Genomic DNA, 18,681 nt, shown 5'->3' with positions numbered 1-18,681 from the left:
CGGGAACGATTCGGCGGAAACGACAAGGCAACGATCCGAACACCGTGAGCTGCGCCATCTACGCGCGTAGGCAATGACCGGCTACGCTCGTCTGCGTGAACGCATCTGTTACCGATCCCTACGCCGACGCCACCGCCGCAGCCGCCCGCCTGCGTGAGCTGACAGGCGCCGAAACCCACGATGTCGCCCTCGTCATGGGCTCCGGCTGGGCCCCCGCCGCAGAGGCGCTGGGCGCACCCGAGGCCGAGTTCTCCGTCACCGAGCTGCCCGGCTTCCCGCCGCCCGCGGTCGAGGGCCACGGCGGCAAGATCCGCTCGTACAAGATCGGCGACAAGCGTGCGCTGCTCTTCCTCGGCCGGACCCACTACTACGAGGGCCGCGGCGTCGCCGCCGTCGCCCACGGCGTGCGCACCGCCGTCGCCGCCGGCTGCAAGACCGTCGTCCTGACCAACGGCTGCGGCGGTCTGCGCGAGGGCATGAAGCCCGGCCAGCCCGTCCTGATCAGCGACCACCTCAACCTGACGGCCGCCTCGCCGATCGTCGGCGCGAACTTCGTGGACCTGACCGACCTGTACTCGCCGCGCCTGCGCGCGATGTGCAAGGAGATCGACGAGACCCTCGAAGAGGGCGTCTACGTCCAGTTCCCCGGCCCGCACTACGAGACCCCGGCCGAGATCAACATGATCCGCGTCATGGGCGCCGACCTGGTCGGCATGTCCACCGTGCTGGAGGCGATCGCCGCCCGCGAGGCCGGCGCCGAGGTGCTGGGCATCTCCCTGGTCACCAACCTGGCGGCGGGCCTGTCCGGCGAGCCGCTGAACCACGAAGAGGTCCTCCAGGCCGGCCGTGACTCGGCCGCGCGCATGGGCAAGCTGCTGACGCAGGTCCTCGACCGCATCTGAGGCACCGGCACCGTACGAGAGACAAGGCGGAAGTAGTGCAGGAACAGGGACAGGACGACCTGATCACCCGGGCCCGGGCCTGGCTGGCCGAGGACCCGGACCCGCAGACGGCGGCCGAGCTCGCCGAGCTCGTCGAGACCGGGAACACCGCCGAACTGGCGGACCGGTTCTCCGGCACGCTCCAGTTCGGCACGGCCGGGCTGCGCGGCGAGATCGGCGCGGGCCCGATGCGGATGAACCGCTCGGTGGTCATCCGGGCGGCGGCGGGCCTCGCGGCCTACCTGAAGGCCCAGGGCCACGCCGGCGGCCTGGTCGTCATCGGCTACGACGCCCGGTACAAGTCCTCGGACTTCGCCCGTGACACCGCCGCCGTGATGACCGGCGCGGGCCTGCGCGCGGCCGTCCTGCCCCGCCCGCTGCCGACTCCCGTCCTCGCGTACGCCATACGGCACCTGGGTGCCGTCGCCGGCGTCGAGGTGACCGCGAGCCACAACCCGCCCCGGGACAATGGCTACAAGGTCTACCTCGGCGACGGCTCGCAGATCGTGTCCCCCGCGGACACGGAGATCGCGGCGGAGATCGCGCGCGTGGAGACCCTCGCCTCGGTCCCCCGCCCGGAGTCCGGCTGGGAGGACCTCGGCGACGAGGTCCTGGAGGCCTACCTGGCCCGTACGGACGCCGTGCTGACCCCCGGCTCCCCCCGGGGCGTGCGGACGGTCTACACGGCCATGCACGGCGTCGGCAAGGACGTCGTGATGGCCGCCTTCGCCCGGCACGGCTTCCCGGCGCCGGTCCTCGTCGCCGAGCAGGCGGAGCCGGACCCGGCCTTCCCGACGGTGGCGTTCCCGAACCCGGAGGAGCCGGGCGCGATGGACCTCTCCTTCGCGAAGGCCGCCGAGGTCGGACCGGACATCGTCATCGCGAACGACCCGGACGCGGACCGCTGCGCGGTCGCCGTCCCGGACGACGCGGCTCCCGACGGCTGGCGGATGTTGCGCGGCGACGAGGTCGGCGCGCTGCTGGCGGCCCACCTGGTCCACAAGGGCGCGACCGGCGTCTTCGCCGAGTCGATCGTCTCGTCCTCGCTGCTGGGGAGGATCGCGGAGGCGGCGGGCGTCGGCTACGAGGAGACCCTCACCGGCTTCAAGTGGATCGCCCGCGTCGAGGGCCTGCGCTACGGCTACGAGGAGGCCCTCGGCTACTGCGTGGACCCCGAGGGCGTCCGTGACAAGGACGGCGTCACCGCCGCCCTGCTGGTGGCGGAGCTGGCCTCGGAGCTCAAGGAGCAGGGCCGCACGCTGACCGACCTGCTGGACGACCTGGCGATGGAGCACGGCCTGCACGCCACCGACCAGCTGTCGGTCCGCGTCTCCGACCTGTCGGTCATCGCCTCGGCGATGGCCGCGCTGCGGGCGGAGCCGCCGGTGTCGCTGGCGGGCCTGCGGGTCTCCTCGGCGGAGGACCTGAACCGGGGTACGGCGACGCTCCCGCCCACGGACGGCCTGCGCTACCACCTGGAGGGCGACTACAAGGCCCGGGTGATCGTGCGGCCGTCGGGCACGGAGCCGAAGCTGAAGTGTTACCTGGAGGTCGTGGTGCCGGTGGCGGACGCCCCGGACCTCGTCCCGGCCCGCGCCCGTGGCCAGGAGATCCTGGACGCGATCAAGAAGGACCTCTCCGCGGCCGCCGGCATCTGACTCCGACGCGCCGGGGCACTCACCGGCTCCACGCCGCTACCGCTGGGGGCACCTCCCAGCGGTGGCCGCGGGAGACACCGTCCGTCACGTGCGGCGGCCCGGGCCCCCGGGGCACTCACCGGCTCCACGCCGCTGCGCCGCACTCCGTCCGTCGGATGCGGGGGCCGGGACCCCGGGCCCCGGGCTCCACGTCGCTGCACCGGGGGAGAGTCCGCCCGTCGGGTGCATCGCCAGACTCCCCGACCCCCGTCCCGTCCGGCGGGGGCCGGGGCCACTTCGGCCCCCCGAGATCCGTCTCGGGGGGCCGCTGCCGTTCTCGCTGCCGTTCCCGCTGCGCGGAGCCCCTCCCCGCCCCGCCCGTCCACCGCTCCCCGTTCTCCGCCCGGACCGGAACCTGACGACGACCGGATCGGCCCGGAAAGCCTCCAGGTGCACCGGATCGCCGTGCGCTCCTCATGACATGGCGTCCGGCGGCCGCCTGGGGGTGTTCAGCCGAGGTCGAGCAGCATCACGTCGTGCAGCGGTGCCCCGGCCCACGGGCGGGCATCACCCACCTTGCGGTAGCCCCATGCTCGATACGCGGCCACGGCCGCTTCGCTGTCCGGGTGGACGTTGAGCAGGACACGTTCGGCGTCGGTGGTGACGAGGAGGGTTTCGTGCAGCCGGCGGGCGACGCCCTGACTACGCCACGCGGCGCGCACGGCGAGTTCCATCAGGCCGAAGGTTCGGCGGCCGTCCTCGCGGCGCATGTCCTCCGGCACCGGCTCAGTGAGTTGGTCCCACCAACCCGTCTGCGGGCCGAGTGGGTAGCCGTACGCCAAGCCGACGGGCTGGCCGCCTTCAGCCGTCGCCAGGGCTCCGAGGAAAGTGCTCTTGCGGGTCTGTGCCCGGAAGCGACGGAAAGTGGCAGACACCTCCGCCTCGTCGGAAGGCGTCCTCAGCCTTCGCCGCAGCCGAGCCGTCAAGCCGTTCGATGATCACTGGTGCTGACTGGCTCATCCAGGCCTTTCAAGGGGAACGCGCGGTCGAGGAGGCCCTATCCGCGACAACCGCCGACGGCCAGCATCACCTACGGCGTAGCTTTGCGGTATGGCCTCTGAGCACTTGGGTGACCGGTTGGGTCGTCTTCGTCGTTTCGCCGATCTCACGCAAGAAGGGTTGGCGGAGCGGTCCGGCGTGTCCGTGGACGTCGTACGCAAATTGGAACAGAAGCGCAAGCACAGCGCGCGGCTGCCCACACTCCACGCCTTGTCGAAGGGACTGGGCGTCGAACTGACGAGCCTGCTGGGCGATCCGCCTGGGGTGCCGTCGAACGGTGAGGCCGATTCCCCCGCACTCGTGGCCGTCCGGCGCGCGATCATGCCTCCATTGTTCGCACCCCCTGTAGAACCCACAGGTGTCGAGCGCCTGTCGCTCCCCCTTATGCGTGCCGAACTGGCGGCCGGATGGACCCTCTACCACTCGGCGGACTTCGACCGTCTCATGGGCTTACTCCCCGGCATGATCGCCGACGCCCGCCTCCTGGCAGCCGTCGGTAACGCTGACCAGCGGGCAGCCGGTCAAGCCGCCCTCGGCAAGGCTCTGCAACTGGGTGGGCACCTGGCCATCCGTCTGGGAAAGACCGACCTCGCGCTCTCGGCTCTGGAGCGCGCCTACGCTGCCGCCGGGGACTCATCGGACCCGTTGCTGGCCCCGATGCTGTCGAACTCCGTGGCGTGGGCCTACCAACGCCAGGCCCGCCTGGACGACGCGCGGAACCTGGCCGTCCATGCCGCAGACGCTGTGGAGCGGGAACACAGCGGTACGTCAGAGGGTGTCCGCGTATGGGGCGGGCTGCTGATGTCCGCGGCGACCTCGTACGCGCGGAGCGACGACTACGAGACCGCCAACGACATGATGGTCACCGCGGAGAAGGCGGCGGGCCGTCTGGCCGCACTGCCTCCGCCGACCGACGGCAAGCTGGTCTCAGTCTTCAGCCGGTCGTCCGTACGCATTGAACGAGTGCGCCTCGCCGTTCAGCACGAGCGGCCGGCGGAAGCCCTGGCGCTGGCCAGCGGGATAAGGCTCGGCAAAGACACCCCTCCCTCGTGGCGTACGTGGCTGCTCTTGGATCTGGCCCGCGCCCACACGGACATCGGAGACGCCGCCGGGGCCGTCAAGGCGCTCGAAAGACTGCGGAAGGTGGCCCCGGCGTGGCTGCGTCACCACACCTTGGCTGTGGCCATCGTGTCGGATCTGTGGGCGGGACCGCACCACCCGCCAGGCGTGCGGCAGCTGGCGGAGTTCCTGGGCATCACCGACTAAGACCGCAAAAGTGGGACGTTGCGTCCCTGTAGTCCCTCACTGGCCGACGAGAGCATCAAACCGTCCGGCAGACAACGCGAGGGATGCGGCATGGCAACAACGCAACAAGAGACGGCATCAACCCGTCCGCTCGATCCCGACGACTCGCCGTCGAGGGCGATGGCCCTCGACAACCCCAGCCAGGGCCTCCTCGACCGTGCGCGGGGCGGATGGGAGCGTTTCCTCGACACCTTTGAGGCGGCAGCCGATGAGTGAGCGGTACGAGTACGTCCACCACCGGCTCCTCCACCGCCGTGTCCGCGACATCGCGTCCGGTACCGAAGGCGAGCTGATGGCCGTGGTCAACGAGAACGTGTCCGACACCGGAGCCGAGCAGTGGATGCGGCTGGCCTACGTCCGCGACCGGTCCGGTCTCGAATTCACCACCGCAGTGGGCAACATCGTGTCCACCGAGTACATCGACACCTTGGAAGCCTGCCTGAACCGGCGACGGCCACCGAATTGACCAGGTCAGCCCCGGACGGGCGGCGGGCGCCAAGCCGTGCGGAGCGCGTAGCGACCTGGTGCGCCCGGAGGGTCCCTGGGCTGATCTGGTTTCGCCGTTTCGTGCGGGTAGGCCGCCCCGCCCTGGGTTGGGGGGAAATGGGCTTTGCCCGCGGCGTGGCTGGTCGCAGAGGGGTCGGCGCTTCGGTGATGCGGGCGCTTCTGCTACTCGTCCCCGTGACCGTCCTTCTGGGGCTTCCCGGCAGTCTTTGTCTTTCCGGGGCGGGTCGGGCCGTCAAGGGGCGCCGGAGGCGATCGCGTGGCGACGCGACGAAGGAGCGCCCTTGACGGGCCGGCGCGGCCCTCCTCTGATGCCGACCCGCCGGGGAGGCCCGCCGGGGCCGAGCCGTGCGAGCGGCGCGTCAAGAAGGGGACGGCGAAGCCGAGGGGCGGACCAGTTCGCCGAGGGTGGGGACCGATTCCGGGCGGCTGCGGACCGTCTCCGTGCACTCCCACGCCCGCGGCGGATCCGCGTCCGGCCCGCCCAGGACCACCGGTCCCGGGCCCGCCGACACCGCCTCGCTGCCCGCCAGCGTGCACACCACCTGCGACAGCGCGACCGGCGGCAGATCCTCCGGCTTGCGGCTGATGCGTATCGTCCCCGCCGGGTCGCCGGTCCGCGCCGGGGCGACCGTCAGCCCTTCCGGGACTCCGGTCGTGAAGCCCGCGTCGCGCTCCTCCGCCGACGGGTCCCGCTCCAGCGCCTCCAGCAGCGCCTCGGCGACCAGCACCACGGGGTCGCGTACCGGCTTCTTCTCCGGTACCGGCACCACCCGCTCCACACCGACCAGCTGCGATCCGCACACCAGTTCCACCGTGGCCCGGAATCCCTGGACCCCGGTCTGCGGCACCGGGGTGTCGCACGACACCCGTGACGGTGCCGCTCCGACGTCCACCGGGACCGTCGTCGCCCTGATCCCGCAGCCGGACACCAGGCCCGCCACGGCCAACAGCACCAGCGTCCTACGCGTCCGCGCCATCACCGGCGATCACCTTCCCCACGTCCACCGGCAGCCGCAGCGTGAACAGTGCACCGCCTTCCGGCCCGTTGGCCGCGGTGATGTCACCGCCGTGGATGTGCGCGTTCTCCACTGCGATCGACAGGCCCAGCCCGCTGCCGTCCGACTTCGGCCGCGAGGCGCTCGCCTTGTAGAAGCGGTCGAAGACGTGCGGCAGCACTTCCTCCGGGATGCCCGGCCCGTTGTCCTGGACCGCGATCGACAGCCAGTCGCCCTCGACGACCACCGACACCCGTACCGGCGAGCCGCCGTGCTTGAGCGCGTTGCCGATCAGGTTGGCGAGGATGACGTCGAGCCGGCGCGGGTCGAGCCGCGCCACGATGCCCCGCTCGGCGTCCAGTTCGACCGCGTCGAGCCACGCCCGCGCGTCGATGCACGCCGTCACCTGGTCGGCGACGTCCACGTCGTCGAGCACGAGCCGCGCCGTCCCCGCGTCGAAGCGGGTGACCTCCATCAGGTTCTCCACCAGGATGTTCAGCCGGCGCGTCTCGCTGACGACCAGTCCGACCGCCGGGGCGATCATCGGGTCGAGGTCCTCGACCTCTTCCTCCAGCACCTCGGCGACCGCCGTCAACGCCGTCAGCGGAGTGCGCAGTTCGTGCGACATGTCCGCGACGAAACGCCGGCTGGCCTCCTCGCGGGCGCTCATGTCGGCGACCTTCTTCTCCAGCGCCTCGGCCGTCTTGTTGAACGTGTGTGACAGGTCGGCGAGTTCGTCGGTCCCCGACACGTCGAGCCGGTGGTCCAGCTCGCCCTCGCCGAGGCGCCGCGCCGCGTCCCCGAGCCGCTGTACGGGCTTGAGCACCGTCCGCGCCGCCGCCTGTGCCAGCAGCGCGGACCCGAGCAGCGCGAGGCCCGTCGCGATGGTCAGCGACCAGCCGAGCGCGTTCAGGTCGTCCCGCTCCTGCGCCAGGGACTTGTACATGTAGCCGGTCGGCCCGCCGCCCACGATCCGCGTCCCGCCGACCAGGTACGGGTTGCCGCGCGGCTTCGTCCGCTGCCAGTACACGTGGTACTCGGCGTCGTTCGCGGCCGTGGCCTTCTGCCGGTCGTTCACCGCACGCTGCAGCGAGCCCGGTACGTCGTCCAGCCCGAAGGCGTCGGGGCCGGCCGCGCCGAACACCTTGCGGCCGTCCTTGCGCTCGTCGACCAGCAGCACGCTGTAGCCGGGGCTGCTGCCCGCCATCAGCTCGGCGGTGCGCTGCATCTCCTCGGGCGTGGGGTCGGCGGGCAGTGCCGCGGCCCGGTTCTGCATCTCCTGGCGGAAGTCGCCGAGGGCAGCGTCCTGGGTACGGGTGAGCACGGCCTCGCGGTTGAGCCAGTACGCGATCCCGGAGGCGGAGACGGCGGCGACCAGCGCGACCAGGGAGAACACCATGAGGAGCCGCAGCCGCAGGCTGGTCCAGCGCCGGCCCGCGAACAGGGCTTTGATCACTGCGGCGAGTCCAGCCGGTAGCCGACCCCGCGCACGGTCCGGATGAGGGTGGGCGAGGACGGTACTTCCTCGACCTTGGCGCGCAGCCGTTGAACGCAGGCGTCCACGAGCCGGGAGTCGCCGAGGTAGTCGTGCTCCCAGACCAGCCGCAGCAGCTGTTGCCGGGACAGGGCCTGCCCGGGCCGGCGACTGAGTTCCAGCAGCAGCCTCAGCTCGGTCGGCGTCAGCTGGAGGTCCTCGCCGTTCTTCGTGACCGTCATCGCGGCCCGGTCGATGACCAGGGACCCGAAGACCGCGGAATCGGTGGACTCCCGTTCCCCGCGGCGCAGCACGGCCCGGATCCGGGCGTCGAGCACGCGGCCCTGGACGGGCTTGACGACGTAGTCGTCGGCGCCCGACTCCAGGCCCACGACGACGTCGATGTCGTCGCTGCGGGCGGTCAGCAGGATGATCGGCAGCTGGTCGGTGCGGCGGATGCGCCGGCACACCTCGAAGCCGTCGATCCCGGGCAGCATGACGTCGAGCACGATCAGGTCCGGCCGCTGCTCGCGCAGCAGTTTCAGGCCGTCCTCGCCCGTCGCCGCAGTGGCCACACGGTGGCCCTGGCGAGACAGGGAGAGTTCGAGGGCCGTGCGGATGGCGTCGTCGTCCTCGATCAGCAACAGGAAAGGCACGGGCTCATTCTGTCCCATCGACCGTTGGGAGTTCGACCGTCGGGTCGAAGGGATCGCACGGGGGCCGCTGTGACAGGTCTGTGACAGACGGCGGACACCCCGGTTAAGTCGGCCGGGCAGTCTTTTGTCAACGAAACAGAGCACGATCCGAAGCAGACTCCACGACGGGGGGCGCGAGATGAACACGCTGCACAGCACCAGCACCAGCGCGGTTGTCACGCGGCTGCACGATGTGAACCGCCGGGCAGGTGTCCGTTCGGTGACGGTCGCCCGTCCGCGGCCGGCGCACACGGTGGCCATCGACGCGAACACGTACCGGCCTTCCGTCCCGGCGCAGCCCACGCCCGAGCTCTCCGCCACCTCGGAGGCCGAGTTCACGGCGTACGTCCAGGAGCGGCGTGCCGCCCTGTACGCGACGGCCTTCCACCTCACCGGTGACCGTTACGAGGCCGAGGACCTGCTCCAGAGCGCCCTGTTCTCCACGTACCGCGCCTGGGACCGGATCAGCGACAAGGCTGCGGTCGGCGGCTACCTGCGGCGCACGATGACGAACCTGCACATCAGCGCGTGGCGTCGGCGCAAGCTCAACGAGTACCCGACGGAGGAGCTGCCGGAGACGGCCTCCGACACGGACGCGATGCGGGGTACGGAGCTGCGGGCGGTGCTGTGGCAGGCACTGGCCCGCATCCCGGAGCCGCAGCGCACGATGCTGGTGCTGCGTTACTACGAGGGCCGTACGGACCCGGAGATCGCGGAGATCCTGGGGATCAGCGTCGGCACCGTGAAGTCGAGCATCTGGCGGTCGCTGCGGCGGCTGCGGGACGACGAGGTGCTGAGCTTCGGCCGCGACGAGGCGGAGTCCTTCGAGGAGCTCGTCGCCTAACGCGGCACACCACAGACCATGGGCCAGGGGGCCGTCCTGCGGGGGTGGGACGGGAGGCCGATGGGGGGGACGGGAAGGCGGGATCAAGCGGCCGGGGGTCCGCGGGGTCCCGCCTTCCCTCATGTCCGGGTCAGGCGGGGGCCGTCGTGCGGTGGCGGCCCGCCGCGCAGGCGGCCAGGCGGCCGAGGGCCTCGTCACGGGCGCAGGCGTGCGCGCCGAGGGCGGTGTGCCGGGCCACGATGCCGCGCTCCGCCCGCATCAGGCGCCAGCCCCTGCGCAGCAGGAACGGCAGGGACTTGCGGCCCTCGCGCAGGTCCCGGACGAGCCTGCGCCGGAACGTCGTCGACGGCCGCCCGCGCAGGCAGATGGCGTCGGCGAGCAGCCCCGCCTCCTGGCACCGGGCCACGATGTCGGCCGCGAAGATGCCCTCCGCGATGAACAGCGGGGTGCGCGCGATGTCCATCGTCTCCGCACCCGTACGGGAGGAGGTGGCGATGGAGTAGACCGGCACCTCGGTACGGCCCGCCGTGCAGAGTTCCGCGATGGCGGCGACCGCCGCGTCCGCGTCCCACGACAGCGGGGAGTCCCAGTCGATGTCGGAGCTGCCCTCGACCAGGGGGAGGGTCGGGTCGTCGCCCTCCTTGTAGAAGTCGTCCAGGCGCAGCACGGGCAGCCCGGAACGGGCAGCCAGCCTGGACTTGCCGGAGCCCGAAGGTCCGGTCAGCAGGACGACACGCGTAGGCAAAGGAGAGGAGGAGCTCACAGGACATCAGTGTGAACCATTCCCCCGCGTAGGGGATGCCTCCGGTGGCCGGTTGGTATCCAGGATCACACCTCAACTACGCTGCGTGCGCACGCGACTACGACCTCAGGCGGGATCCCCATGGCACGTCACGCAGCCCCCGGCAGCTCCACGCTGCGCTCCGCAGGCCTCACACTCTCCATGGCCGGCGCGGCCCTGGCCATGGCCGCCGGTGGCGCACAGGCCGGTGAGCTCTCGGTTCCGGCGGCCCTCGCCGGAGTCACCGACCCGATCGCGAACCTCAAGGTGAATCCGCTCGCCCACACCGGCGTGGACCCGCTCGACAACGGCGTGGCCACCAAGGTCGCGGACTTCCCCGCGGTCGGAACCACCATGGTCACGGGGGTCCTGACGCAGGGGCCGTCCATCGGCGAGCTGCCCGAAGCGGCCGCGTCCTCGCTGCTCGGCCCGCTGTCGGCGAAGTAGGGGACGCGAAGGCCCCGGCAGCACGGTGGGTGCTGCCGGGGCCGGGTCGACGCGGGGGATCTTCTAGTACGAGGATCCGCCCGAGCCCAGCGAACCCGTCGGGTGCCAGACCGTCTTCGTCTCCAGGAACGCCGTCATGCGCGACGTGCCCGGGTCGGCGCTCCAGTCGTCCACAGGCTGTGGACGCAGGACGCGCTTGAGGTTGTCGGCCGCCGCGATCTCCAGCTCCTTGGCCAGCGCCGCGTCGGCACCCGCCAGGTCGATCGCGTTGACGTCCTGGTGGGAGGCCAGGTGCGGGCCCATCTCGGCGGCCTTGCCGGACAGGATGTTGACGACGCCGCCGGGCAGGTCGGAGGTGGCCAGCACCTCGCCCAGGGAAAGGGCCGGGAGCGGCGCCTTCTCCGACGTGATCACGACCGCGGTGTTGCCGGTCGCGATCACCGGGGCGATCACCGAGACCAGGCCCAGGAACGACGAGTCCTGGGGGGCGACGACGGTGACGACGCCGGTCGGCTCGGGGGTGGAGAGGTTGAAGAACGGGCCCGCGACCGGGTTGGCCCCGCCCACGATCTGGGCGATCTTGTCGGTCCAGCCCGCGTACCAGACCCAGCGGTCGATGGCCGCGTCGACGACCGCGCCGGCCTTCGACTTGGACAGGCCCTCGGCCTCGCCGACCTCGCGGACGAACTGCTCGCGGCGGCCCTCCAGCATCTCGGCGATGCGGTAGAGGATCTGGCCGCGGTTGTACGCGGTCGCGCCGGACCAGCCGCCGAAGGCCTTGCGGGCCGCGACGACCGCGTCACGCGCGTCCTTGCGGGACGACAGTGGGGCGTTGGCCAGCCACCTGCCCTTGGAGTCGGTCACCTCGTACACCCGGCCGCTCTCGGAACGGGGGAACTTGCCCCCGACGTACAGCTTGTAGGTCTTGAAGACGTTCAGACGCAGAGAGGTCTCAGACATCGAGGTAGGCCTCCAGACCGTGGCGGCCGCCCTCGCGACCGAAGCCCGACTCCTTGTAGCCGCCGAAGGGCGAGGTCGGGTCGAACTTGTTGAACGTGTTGGCCCACACCACACCGGCGCGGAGCTTGTTCGCGACCGCGAGGATGCGCGAGCCCTTCTCCGTCCAGATGCCGGCGGACAGGCCGTACTGGCTGTTGTTGGCCTTGGCGACGGCCTCGTCGGGCGTACGGAAGGTCAGCACGGACAGCACCGGGCCGAAGATCTCGTCGCGGGCGACGGTGTGCGCCTGGGTGACGTTCGTGAAGAGCGTCGGGGCGAACCAGTAGCCGGAGGACGGCAGCTCGCAGGCCGGGGACCAGCGCTCGGCGCCCTCGGCCTCGCCGGTCTCGGCGAGCGCGGTGATCCGGGCCAGCTGCTCGGCGGAGTTGATCGCGCCGATGTCGGTGTTCTTGTCGAGCGGGTCGCCCAGGCGCAGGGTGCTCAGGCGGCGCTTGAGGGAGTCCAGCAGCTCGTCGTGGATCGACTCCTGGACCAGCAGGCGCGAGCCCGCGCAGCAGACCTGGCCCTGGTTGAAGAAGATGCCGGTGACGATGCCTTCGACGGCCTGGTCGATCGGGGCGTCGTCGAAGACGATGTTGGCGCCCTTGCCGCCCAGCTCCAGGGTGACCTTCTTGTCGGTGCCGGCGATCTGGCGGGCGATGGCCTTGCCGACCGCGGTCGAGCCGGTGAAGGCGACCTTGTTGACGTCCGGGTGCTCGACGAGGGCCGCGCCCGCGTCGCCGTAACCCGTGAGGATGTTGACGACACCCTTGGGCAGGCCCGCCTGGCGGCAGATGTCCGCGAAGAACAGCGCGGAGAGCGGGGTGGTCTCGGCGGGCTTGAGGACGACCGTGTTGCCGGCCGCGAGCGCCGGGGCGATCTTCCACGCGAGCATCAGCAGCGGGAAGTTCCACGGGATGACCTGGCCGGCGACGCCGAGCGGGCGCGGGTTCGGGCCGTAGCCCGCGTGGTCGAGCTTGTCGGCCCAGCCCGCGTAGTAGAAGAAGTGCGCGGCGACGAGCGGGAGGTCCGCGTCGCGGGTCTCCTTGATCGGCTTGCCGTTGTCCAGGGTCTCCAGGACGGCGAGCTCGCGGCTGCGCTCCTGGATGATCCGGGCGATGCGGAAGAGGTACTTGGCGCGCTCGGAGCCCGGCAGTGCGGACCACGTCGCGAAGGCCTTGCGGGCGGCCTTGACGGCGCGGTCGACGTCGGCGGCGCCTGCCTGGGCGACCTCGGAGAGGACCTCCTCGGAGGACGGCGAGACGGTCTTGAAGACCTTGCCGTCGGCGGCGTCGGTGAACTCGCCGTCGATGAAGAGCCCGTACGAGGGGGCGATGTCGACGACGGAACGCGACTCGGGGGCCGGTGCGTACTCGAAAAGGGATGCCATGGTGATCAGTCCACCGTCACGTAGTCGGGACCGGAGTAACGGCCGGTGCTCAGCTTCTGGCGCTGCATCAACAGGTCGTTGAGCAGGCTGGAGGCGCCGAAGCGGAACCAGTGGTTGGACAGCCAGTCCTCGCCCACGGTCTCGTTGACCAGGACCAGGAACTTGATGGCGTCCTTGGTGGTCCGGATGCCGCCGGCCGGCTTCACGCCGATCTGGATTCCAGTCTGCGCCTTGAAGTCGCGGACGGCTTCGAGCATCAGCAGCGTGTTGGCGGGGGTGGCGTTGACGCCGACCTTGCCGGTGGAGGTCTTGATGAAGTCGGCGCCCGCGAGCATGCCGATCCAGGAGGCCCGGCGGATGTTGTCGTAGGTCGACAGCTCACCGGTCTCGAAGATGACCTTGAGGCGGGCGGCGGTGCCGTCGGGGCGTACGCACGCCTCCTTGACGGCCTTGATCAGCTCGTACGTCTCCAGGTAGCGGCCGGCGAGGAAGGCGCCACGGTCGATGACCATGTCGATCTCGTCCGCGCCGGCGGCGACGGCGTCACGGGTGTCCGCGAGCTTGACGGGCAGTGCGGCGCGGCCGGCCGGGAAGGCGGTCGCGACGGAGGCCACCTTGACGTCGGCACCGTTCAGGGCGGCCTTGGCGGTGGCCACCATGTCGGGGTATACGCAGACCGCGGCGGTCATGGGAGTCGTACGGTCGGTCGGGTCGGGGTTGGCGGCCTTGGCGGAGAGCGCTCGGACCTTGCCCGGGGTGTCCGCACCCTCAAGCGTGGTCAGGTCGATCATGGAAATGGCCAGGTCAATGGCGTACGCCTTGGCCGTGGTCTTGATCGAACGGGTACCGAGCGCGGCCGCGCGGGCCTCCAGGCCGACGGCGTCTACGCCGGGCAGCCCGTGCAGGAAGCGGCGCAGCGCGCTGTCGGACGTCGTCACGTCAGCGAATGCGGAGAGGGTGGTGGGCATGGTCACCAGATGAGCATATCTACGCGCGTAGCTGCCTGTCACCCCCCGCGGGTGCACATCTGTGCGGGCAGGGGCGCATCCGGGCGCGGCGCGGTCCGGCCGGGGCTCGCGTGGCGGACCGCTGACCTCCACTTTTCCCTGTTACGTGGCGGAGACAGGAACCCCATGGTCCAGTCGAACGAGAAACGTAAATTTCTCTTCAGCAGCCCGCCAGACCTCACCGGATGAAAGCCCCGACAGAGAAAACGCGGCATGCGACTCTCCCACTTATCCGCGACACAGCTTCAAGGAGTCGTTATGCGTTCCGCCCTCCGTGCCTCGATCGTCACCGCCGCCCTCGCCGGGGCCCTCCTCGCGCCGGCCGCGACCGCGCTCGCCGCGACCGCCCCGCAGCCGGTGCCGTCGACCAAGGCAGCTGCGTCCTCGGACGACAACGGCCGCTACGAAGGACGGCCGGTCTACGTCGGCAACGGGATGGTCGCGGTGCTGCGCAACGCAGCCGAGGGCCCGGAGGCCTGGATCCGCTACGTCGGCGACCAGTGGAAGCCCGGCGACAACTACATGGTCCGCGTCGTGGCCCTGGTCACCCGCCAGCAGACCACCGCCTCGGCGCACGGAGCGTCCTTCAAGCTCACCAAGGCGGAGACGGCCGCCCCGGTGCTCGTCGTCACCACGGACGGCGTCGCCAAGTCCTACCCGCTGCCCGAGGGCAAGACCGGCCAGGTCTGCTCCGCCGAGAAGACCCAGAACATCGGCGCCGGCATGAACGCCAAGCTGTTCATGTCCCCCGACGGCCCGCGGGCCGAGGTGTGGGTCGCCGGCGAAGACACCGCCTGGCGGACCCTCGACCGCTCCTTCCCGGCGCTGCCCGAGTCGGCCGGCATCATCGCCCGCATCGTGAACCCGAGCGGCGCCAAGCCCGGCTTCGAGTGGAAGACCCAGGGCGGCGGCACCCCGCTCGGCCGGACCTCCTTCCCCGCGCTTCCCAAGGGTTGCAAGCTGAACTACGAGGTCACCGAAGGCCAGGGCGACGACAAGCCCGCGCCCAAGCCCCAGCCGACCGTCACGGTCAACGCCAAGCCGGTCGCCGACGTGAAGGCGCAGACGGGCGCGCAGACCGTGGTCGTCCCCCGGGGCGGGGTCGCCGCAGGTGCGGACTTCCCCGCCGAGGACACCGACAACAGCACCACCGTGGCCGCCGGCGCGGGTCTCGTCGCGATCTTCGCCGGGCTCGGCGTGGCCCTGATGGCCCGCACCCGCCGCGCCCGCACCCGCGCCTGAGCACCACCCCAGCCCCTCACGTCACCCGTTCCCCTTCCGGCGGGCCGCCTCCACGGTGGCCCGCCGGGCCCGTTTCCCGGAGCACCCCCATGGCCCACCGCGTCCGCCCCCTGCTCGCCGCCGTCCTCCTCGGTCCGCTCGCCCTCGCCGCCCTGACCGGCTGTGGCGGAGCACCGGCCGCGCCCGCGCCGGCGCCGCACATCGCCGCGGCCCCGACGCCGGCCGCGCCCGCCCCGACGGCGTCGGCCGCGCCCGTGGCCCCGCTGCCCGCCTCGGAGCCGGTACGGGTACGGATCCCCGCGGCCGGGGTGGACACGGGTCCGCTGCTGGAGCTCGGCCTGGCCGCCGACGGCACCGTCGAGGTGCCCTCCGTGGCGGACGGGGACCGGATCGGCTGGTACACCAAGGGCGTCACCCCGGGCGAGACCGGCCCTGCCGTGCTGATCGGGCACTTCGACACCGTGCGCGGCCCGGCGGTCCTGCGCAACGTCTCGAAGATCCACACCGGTGACGAGATCACCGTCACCCGGGCGGACGGCCGCGCCGCGGTCTTCCGGGTGCGCGAGCTGGAACAGGTCGGCAAGAAGACCTTCCCGACCGCCAAGGTCTACGGGAACACCGAGCGCCCCGAGCTGCGGCTGATCACCTGCGGCGGCGAGATCACCGACGGCCACCGCCCCGACAACATCATCGTGTACGCCGATCTCGTCGGCTGAGACGGCTTGAGGCAGAATCGGGCGCATGAGCAGCCAGCAGCCCACTGACGAGCCGGTGTACGACGACCGGGTCTACCGCTCCCCCATGGCCGTCGTCACCGGGGTCCTGCTGCTCGCGCTCGTCGCGTGGCTGTGCGGGGACGCCATCGTGCGGGGTCCGGGGAACTCCCCGTGGTTCGCCGCGGCGATCGCCCTGCTGGTCGTGCCCCTGATCGTCGCGTTCACCATCCGCCCGGCCGTCTTCGCCAACGCCGACCGGATGCGCGTACGGAACCCCTTCCGGGTCATCGAGCTGCCCTGGGGCGCCGTGGACGCGGTGCGTGCCGGGTACTCGGCTGAAGTGCTGGCCGAGGGGTCGAAGTACCAGCTGTGGTCCGTCCCGGTCTCGCTGCGCGAGCGGAAGAAGGCGAACCGGCAGCAGTCCCCCCGCGGCGGGATCAACGGCAAGGCCCCCGGCGGGGCCGGGCGGGCCGACGCGGGCGCCGCCGGCGAACCGCAGCGGGCCCAGGCGGACCAGGTGGTCGGCGAACTGCGCGAGCTGGCCGAGCGCGGCGCCACGCGGGCGGGCGCCCAGGGCAGCGTGCGCGTGCAGTGGTCGTACGAGATCATCGCGCCCACCGTCCTGGGCGCGGTGCTCCTGATCGTGCTGTTCGCCGTCCGCTGACCGCGCCCCGGCCGGTCCGCGGCGCGGATCAGGCCCGGGGGACGCCCAGGCCTGCGAGGGCCGCGGCCAGTGCGCGGGCGCACGCCCCGGTCACGATCGTGCGCAGCGGCCGTCGTGCGGCGGCCCCCGTCGCTCCGTTCCGCACTGCGCTGCGTCCTGTCGGCATGGTGTCTCTCCCTCTGCTGCCCGGGTGGCCGCGCTCACTGTGCGCCTCCGCGGCGGCGGCGCGGGCGGGCCCGGCGCCGACCCGCCGTACTTTCATCCGATCGGATCGTCACATGTCGTCCGCTCACCGGATCCGGCCGGAACCGCGGCCACCGGGGGCTGCGTCCTCGCACATGTGCAGCGCAACGAGGTCGGCCGCAGTGCCGCCACCGCCATTCACTTCCGGCTCCGGCTCCTGGGCGGGGGTCTGCTGGTCGCGCATCTCCTCCTCGTCGGCTGGCTCACCCTGCGGCCCCTGGACGTGCCCTGGGCGGCTGCGGCCAATCTGACCCCGCTGGAGGGGATCCGGGCGGACCTCGGCTACGGGCCGCTGGAGGCGGCCCGGCGGATCGGCGAGGGGTTGGCGCTGTTGGCCCCGCTCGGGGTGCTGCTGCCGCTCGTCAACGGGAGCCTGGCGCCGTCGCCGCTGGCCGCGTGGTCCTCGCTGGGCCGGACCGCCGCCGCGGGCGTGCTGGTCTCGCTCAGCATCGAGATGCTCCAGAGCGCCGTCCCCGGGCAGGTGGTCGACGTGGACTCGGTGCTGTTGAACGGACTGGGCGTGGTGCTCGCGCACGTGGCCGTCGTACCGGCGCTGCGGGCGCGGATGCGGCGCTCCCGGCAGTCGCAGCGGGCTTCTCAGGGGTCCACCCCGAGAATTCCCAGGGTCGGGCTAGGCCCCTGGACCGAGGTTTTGTCGGCGGTGCCGCGGGAGTATTGAGGCATCGCGGGAAAACCCCCCGCTGGATGCCTAGAGGAGAACCCATGAGCGCCATTGCCCGCCCCCGTGACGGCCGCTGGATCGGCGGCGTCTGCGCCGGACTGGCGCGCCGCTTCGGAATTTCCGCGAACACGATGCGCCTGATATTCGTCGTCTCGTGCCTGCTGCCCGGCCCGCAGTTCCTGATCTACCTGGCGCTGTGGGTGCTCCTGCCGAACGAGAAGTCCTCGTCCAGCGCCTGGTAGGGATCAGCCCGTCCGGTAGGGATCAGCCCGCGGCGCGGACCTTCTCCAGCTGCTTGTCGGTCACCTCGTGCGGGACCAGGACCTTCTGCTGGGCTCCCGCGACGTTCAGCGCCATCAGCCGTACGACGGTGGCACCCTGGCGTACGACGACCACGTGGACCTGCGCCGAGACGCCCTGGGCGGCAGCGGTGGTGGTCCAGCTGACGGTCTCGTCGCCGGCCGTCTTGTACTCGGCGGCCCGCACGTCGCGGTAGGTGCCGCTCTGCTTCTCGACGGTGGCGGTGAAACCCGTACCGCAGGCGCCGACCGCGGCCTGGAGGCGGGCCATCAGGGACTTGGCGTCGCCCTCGGCGTAGGAGCTGACGGAGGCGGACACGGCCAGTCCGACCTGCTTCTGGGAGCCGATCCCGCGATTGACGGTCTCGCGGGCGGCCGAGTCGGGCTTGTCGCCCATGATGTCGGCAAGGGGCTGGCAGGCCTTGCGGTCGGCCTGCGGCTGGCCGTCGGGGGCACGGGGGTTCTTGCCCTGCGCCGAGACCTGGTAGTCGGCCAGATCACCCTGTTCGAGCGAGGACCGCTCCAGCTTGCTCGCGCCGGCCTTCGGCATGGCCGCACCGCTCGGGGCGCCGCCCGGGGACGCGGTGGGAGAGCCCGCGGGCGCGGAGCCCTTGGGGTCCAGGTCCGGGGTCTTGCCGGCCGCGGGGGCGCCCTTGCTGCTGCACCCGGTGGCCCCCAGGAGGAGGGCGGGGAGCAGGGCGGCGCAGGCCGCTCCGACCGTGACTCGTGCCTTGAAGCGCATGACCGAAACCTC

The 18,681-nt window shown here is 71.7% G+C and carries 21 protein-coding genes and 1 pseudogene; 12 read left to right on the top strand and 10 right to left on the bottom strand.

The annotated features are described in order from the left end of the window. Positions 1-95 precede the first annotated feature (95 nt). Both OHA65_RS23420 and OHA65_RS23415 read left to right on the top strand, forming a co-directional pair. The gene (locus tag OHA65_RS23420; protein ID WP_327285076.1) at positions 96-902 is read left to right on the top strand and encodes a purine-nucleoside phosphorylase; all 807 of its coding nucleotides are present in this window, start codon (positions 96-98) and stop codon (positions 900-902) included. A gap of 35 nt (positions 903-937) precedes the next feature. Further along, on the top strand, positions 938-2,599 hold the full coding sequence (locus tag OHA65_RS23415; protein WP_327285075.1) for a phospho-sugar mutase: 1,662 nt from the start codon (positions 938-940) through the stop codon (positions 2,597-2,599). A gap of 488 nt (positions 2,600-3,087) precedes the next feature. On the opposite strand, the pseudogene OHA65_RS23410 reads toward OHA65_RS23415, so the two are convergent. Beyond that, positions 3,088-3,598, bottom strand: a pseudogene (locus OHA65_RS23410) (GNAT family N-acetyltransferase). Between the two features lie 90 nt (positions 3,599-3,688). On the opposite strand from OHA65_RS23410, the gene OHA65_RS23405 reads away from it, so the two are divergent. The 3 genes from OHA65_RS23405 (at position 3,689) to OHA65_RS23395 (ending at position 5,408) form a co-directional block, all read left to right on the top strand. Next, positions 3,689-4,903: a helix-turn-helix domain-containing protein gene (locus OHA65_RS23405; RefSeq protein ID WP_405756472.1), complete on the top strand. Its 1,215-nt coding sequence runs from the start codon at positions 3,689-3,691 to the stop codon at positions 4,901-4,903. A 90-nt stretch (positions 4,904-4,993) separates the two neighbouring features. Continuing rightward, complete coding sequence (locus OHA65_RS23400; protein WP_327285073.1) at positions 4,994-5,158, top strand: hypothetical protein; 165 nt, start codon at positions 4,994-4,996, stop codon at positions 5,156-5,158. Then, positions 5,151-5,408 carry a hypothetical protein gene (locus tag OHA65_RS23395; protein ID WP_327285072.1) on the top strand — a complete coding sequence of 86 codons (258 nt, stop codon included), beginning with the start codon at positions 5,151-5,153 and terminating at the stop codon, positions 5,406-5,408. Before OHA65_RS23400 ends, OHA65_RS23395 begins: the two co-directional genes overlap by 8 nt. A 400-nt stretch (positions 5,409-5,808) precedes the next feature. On the opposite strand, the gene OHA65_RS23390 is transcribed toward OHA65_RS23395, so the two are convergent. The 3 genes from OHA65_RS23390 to afsQ1 are packed head-to-tail and all read right to left on the bottom strand — an operon-like array spanning position 5,809 to position 8,574. Continuing rightward, entirely contained in the window at positions 5,809-6,426 is a 618-nt protein-coding gene (locus tag OHA65_RS23390; protein ID WP_327285071.1) for a hypothetical protein, read from the bottom strand. After that, on the bottom strand, positions 6,410-7,843 hold the full coding sequence (locus tag OHA65_RS23385; protein ID WP_327285756.1) for a HAMP domain-containing sensor histidine kinase: 1,434 nt from the start codon (positions 7,841-7,843) through the stop codon (positions 6,410-6,412). The genes OHA65_RS23390 and OHA65_RS23385 overlap by 17 nt, the downstream gene beginning before the upstream one ends. Positions 7,844-7,896: 53 nt before the next feature. Next, entirely contained in the window at positions 7,897-8,574 is a 678-nt protein-coding gene (gene afsQ1 / locus OHA65_RS23380; RefSeq protein ID WP_327285070.1) for a two-component system response regulator AfsQ1, read from the bottom strand. A gap of 178 nt (positions 8,575-8,752) precedes the next feature. On the opposite strand from afsQ1, the gene OHA65_RS23375 reads away from it, so the two are divergent. Then, positions 8,753-9,457, top strand: coding sequence for a SigE family RNA polymerase sigma factor (locus tag OHA65_RS23375; RefSeq protein ID WP_327285069.1), 705 nt, complete (start codon positions 8,753-8,755; stop codon positions 9,455-9,457). Between the two features lie 130 nt (positions 9,458-9,587). On the opposite strand, the gene OHA65_RS23370 is transcribed toward OHA65_RS23375, so the two are convergent. Beyond that, positions 9,588-10,220 carry an ATP-binding protein gene (locus OHA65_RS23370; protein ID WP_327285068.1) on the bottom strand — a complete coding sequence of 211 codons (633 nt, stop codon included), beginning with the start codon at positions 10,218-10,220 and terminating at the stop codon, positions 9,588-9,590. Positions 10,221-10,340: 120 nt separating this feature from the next. On the opposite strand from OHA65_RS23370, the gene OHA65_RS23365 reads away from it, so the two are divergent. After that, positions 10,341-10,685 carry a hypothetical protein gene (locus OHA65_RS23365; protein WP_327285067.1) on the top strand — a complete coding sequence of 115 codons (345 nt, stop codon included), beginning with the start codon at positions 10,341-10,343 and terminating at the stop codon, positions 10,683-10,685. A gap of 63 nt (positions 10,686-10,748) precedes the next feature. Here OHA65_RS23365 and OHA65_RS23360 read toward each other — a convergent pair whose 3' ends face one another. Genes OHA65_RS23360 through deoC form a run of 3 tightly spaced genes read right to left on the bottom strand, consistent with a single transcriptional unit; the run spans position 10,749 to position 14,042 of the window. Then, the gene (locus tag OHA65_RS23360; protein WP_327285066.1) at positions 10,749-11,645 is read right to left on the bottom strand and encodes an aldehyde dehydrogenase family protein; all 897 of its coding nucleotides are present in this window, start codon (positions 11,643-11,645) and stop codon (positions 10,749-10,751) included. Continuing rightward, positions 11,638-13,074, bottom strand: a complete 1,437-nt coding sequence (locus OHA65_RS23355) for an aldehyde dehydrogenase family protein (protein WP_327285065.1) — start codon at positions 13,072-13,074, stop codon at positions 11,638-11,640. The genes OHA65_RS23360 and OHA65_RS23355 overlap by 8 nt, the downstream gene beginning before the upstream one ends. Positions 13,075-13,079: 5 nt before the next feature. Further along, a complete protein-coding gene (gene deoC / locus OHA65_RS23350) occupies positions 13,080-14,042 on the bottom strand; it encodes a deoxyribose-phosphate aldolase (RefSeq protein WP_327285755.1) in 963 nt (320 codons plus the stop codon). Between the two features lie 297 nt (positions 14,043-14,339). On the opposite strand from deoC, the gene OHA65_RS23345 reads away from it, so the two are divergent. From OHA65_RS23345 to OHA65_RS23335, 3 genes are all read left to right on the top strand, one after another. Further along, a complete protein-coding gene (locus OHA65_RS23345) occupies positions 14,340-15,323 on the top strand; it encodes a hypothetical protein (RefSeq protein ID WP_328763437.1) in 984 nt (327 codons plus the stop codon). A gap of 89 nt (positions 15,324-15,412) precedes the next feature. Then, on the top strand, positions 15,413-16,039 hold the full coding sequence (locus tag OHA65_RS23340) for a class F sortase (RefSeq protein WP_327285063.1): 627 nt from the start codon (positions 15,413-15,415) through the stop codon (positions 16,037-16,039). Positions 16,040-16,064: 25 nt separating this feature from the next. After that, a complete protein-coding gene (locus OHA65_RS23335; RefSeq protein ID WP_327285062.1) occupies positions 16,065-16,703 on the top strand; it encodes a PH domain-containing protein in 639 nt (212 codons plus the stop codon). A gap of 28 nt (positions 16,704-16,731) precedes the next feature. Here OHA65_RS23335 and OHA65_RS23330 read toward each other — a convergent pair whose 3' ends face one another. After that, a complete protein-coding gene (locus OHA65_RS23330) occupies positions 16,732-16,869 on the bottom strand; it encodes a hypothetical protein (protein WP_327285061.1) in 138 nt (45 codons plus the stop codon). A 174-nt stretch (positions 16,870-17,043) separates the two neighbouring features. Here OHA65_RS23330 and OHA65_RS23325 point away from each other — a divergent pair, with 174 nt between their 5' ends. After that, entirely contained in the window at positions 17,044-17,625 is a 582-nt protein-coding gene (locus OHA65_RS23325; RefSeq protein WP_327285754.1) for a VanZ family protein, read from the top strand. A gap of 44 nt (positions 17,626-17,669) precedes the next feature. After that, positions 17,670-17,870, top strand: a complete 201-nt coding sequence (locus OHA65_RS23320; RefSeq protein WP_327285060.1) for a PspC domain-containing protein — start codon at positions 17,670-17,672, stop codon at positions 17,868-17,870. Between the two features lie 22 nt (positions 17,871-17,892). On the opposite strand, the gene OHA65_RS23315 is transcribed toward OHA65_RS23320, so the two are convergent. Continuing rightward, positions 17,893-18,669 (bottom strand): hypothetical protein, encoded by a 777-nt coding sequence (locus tag OHA65_RS23315; RefSeq protein ID WP_327285059.1) that lies wholly within the window; start codon positions 18,667-18,669, stop codon positions 17,893-17,895. Between the last annotated feature and the right edge of the window lie 12 nt (positions 18,670-18,681).

It is taken from the genome of Streptomyces sp. NBC_00045, assembly GCF_045041095.1.
Classification (GTDB): Bacteria; Actinomycetota; Actinomycetes; order Streptomycetales; family Streptomycetaceae; genus Streptomyces.
This window is presented reverse-complemented; position numbering and strand designations above follow the sequence as displayed.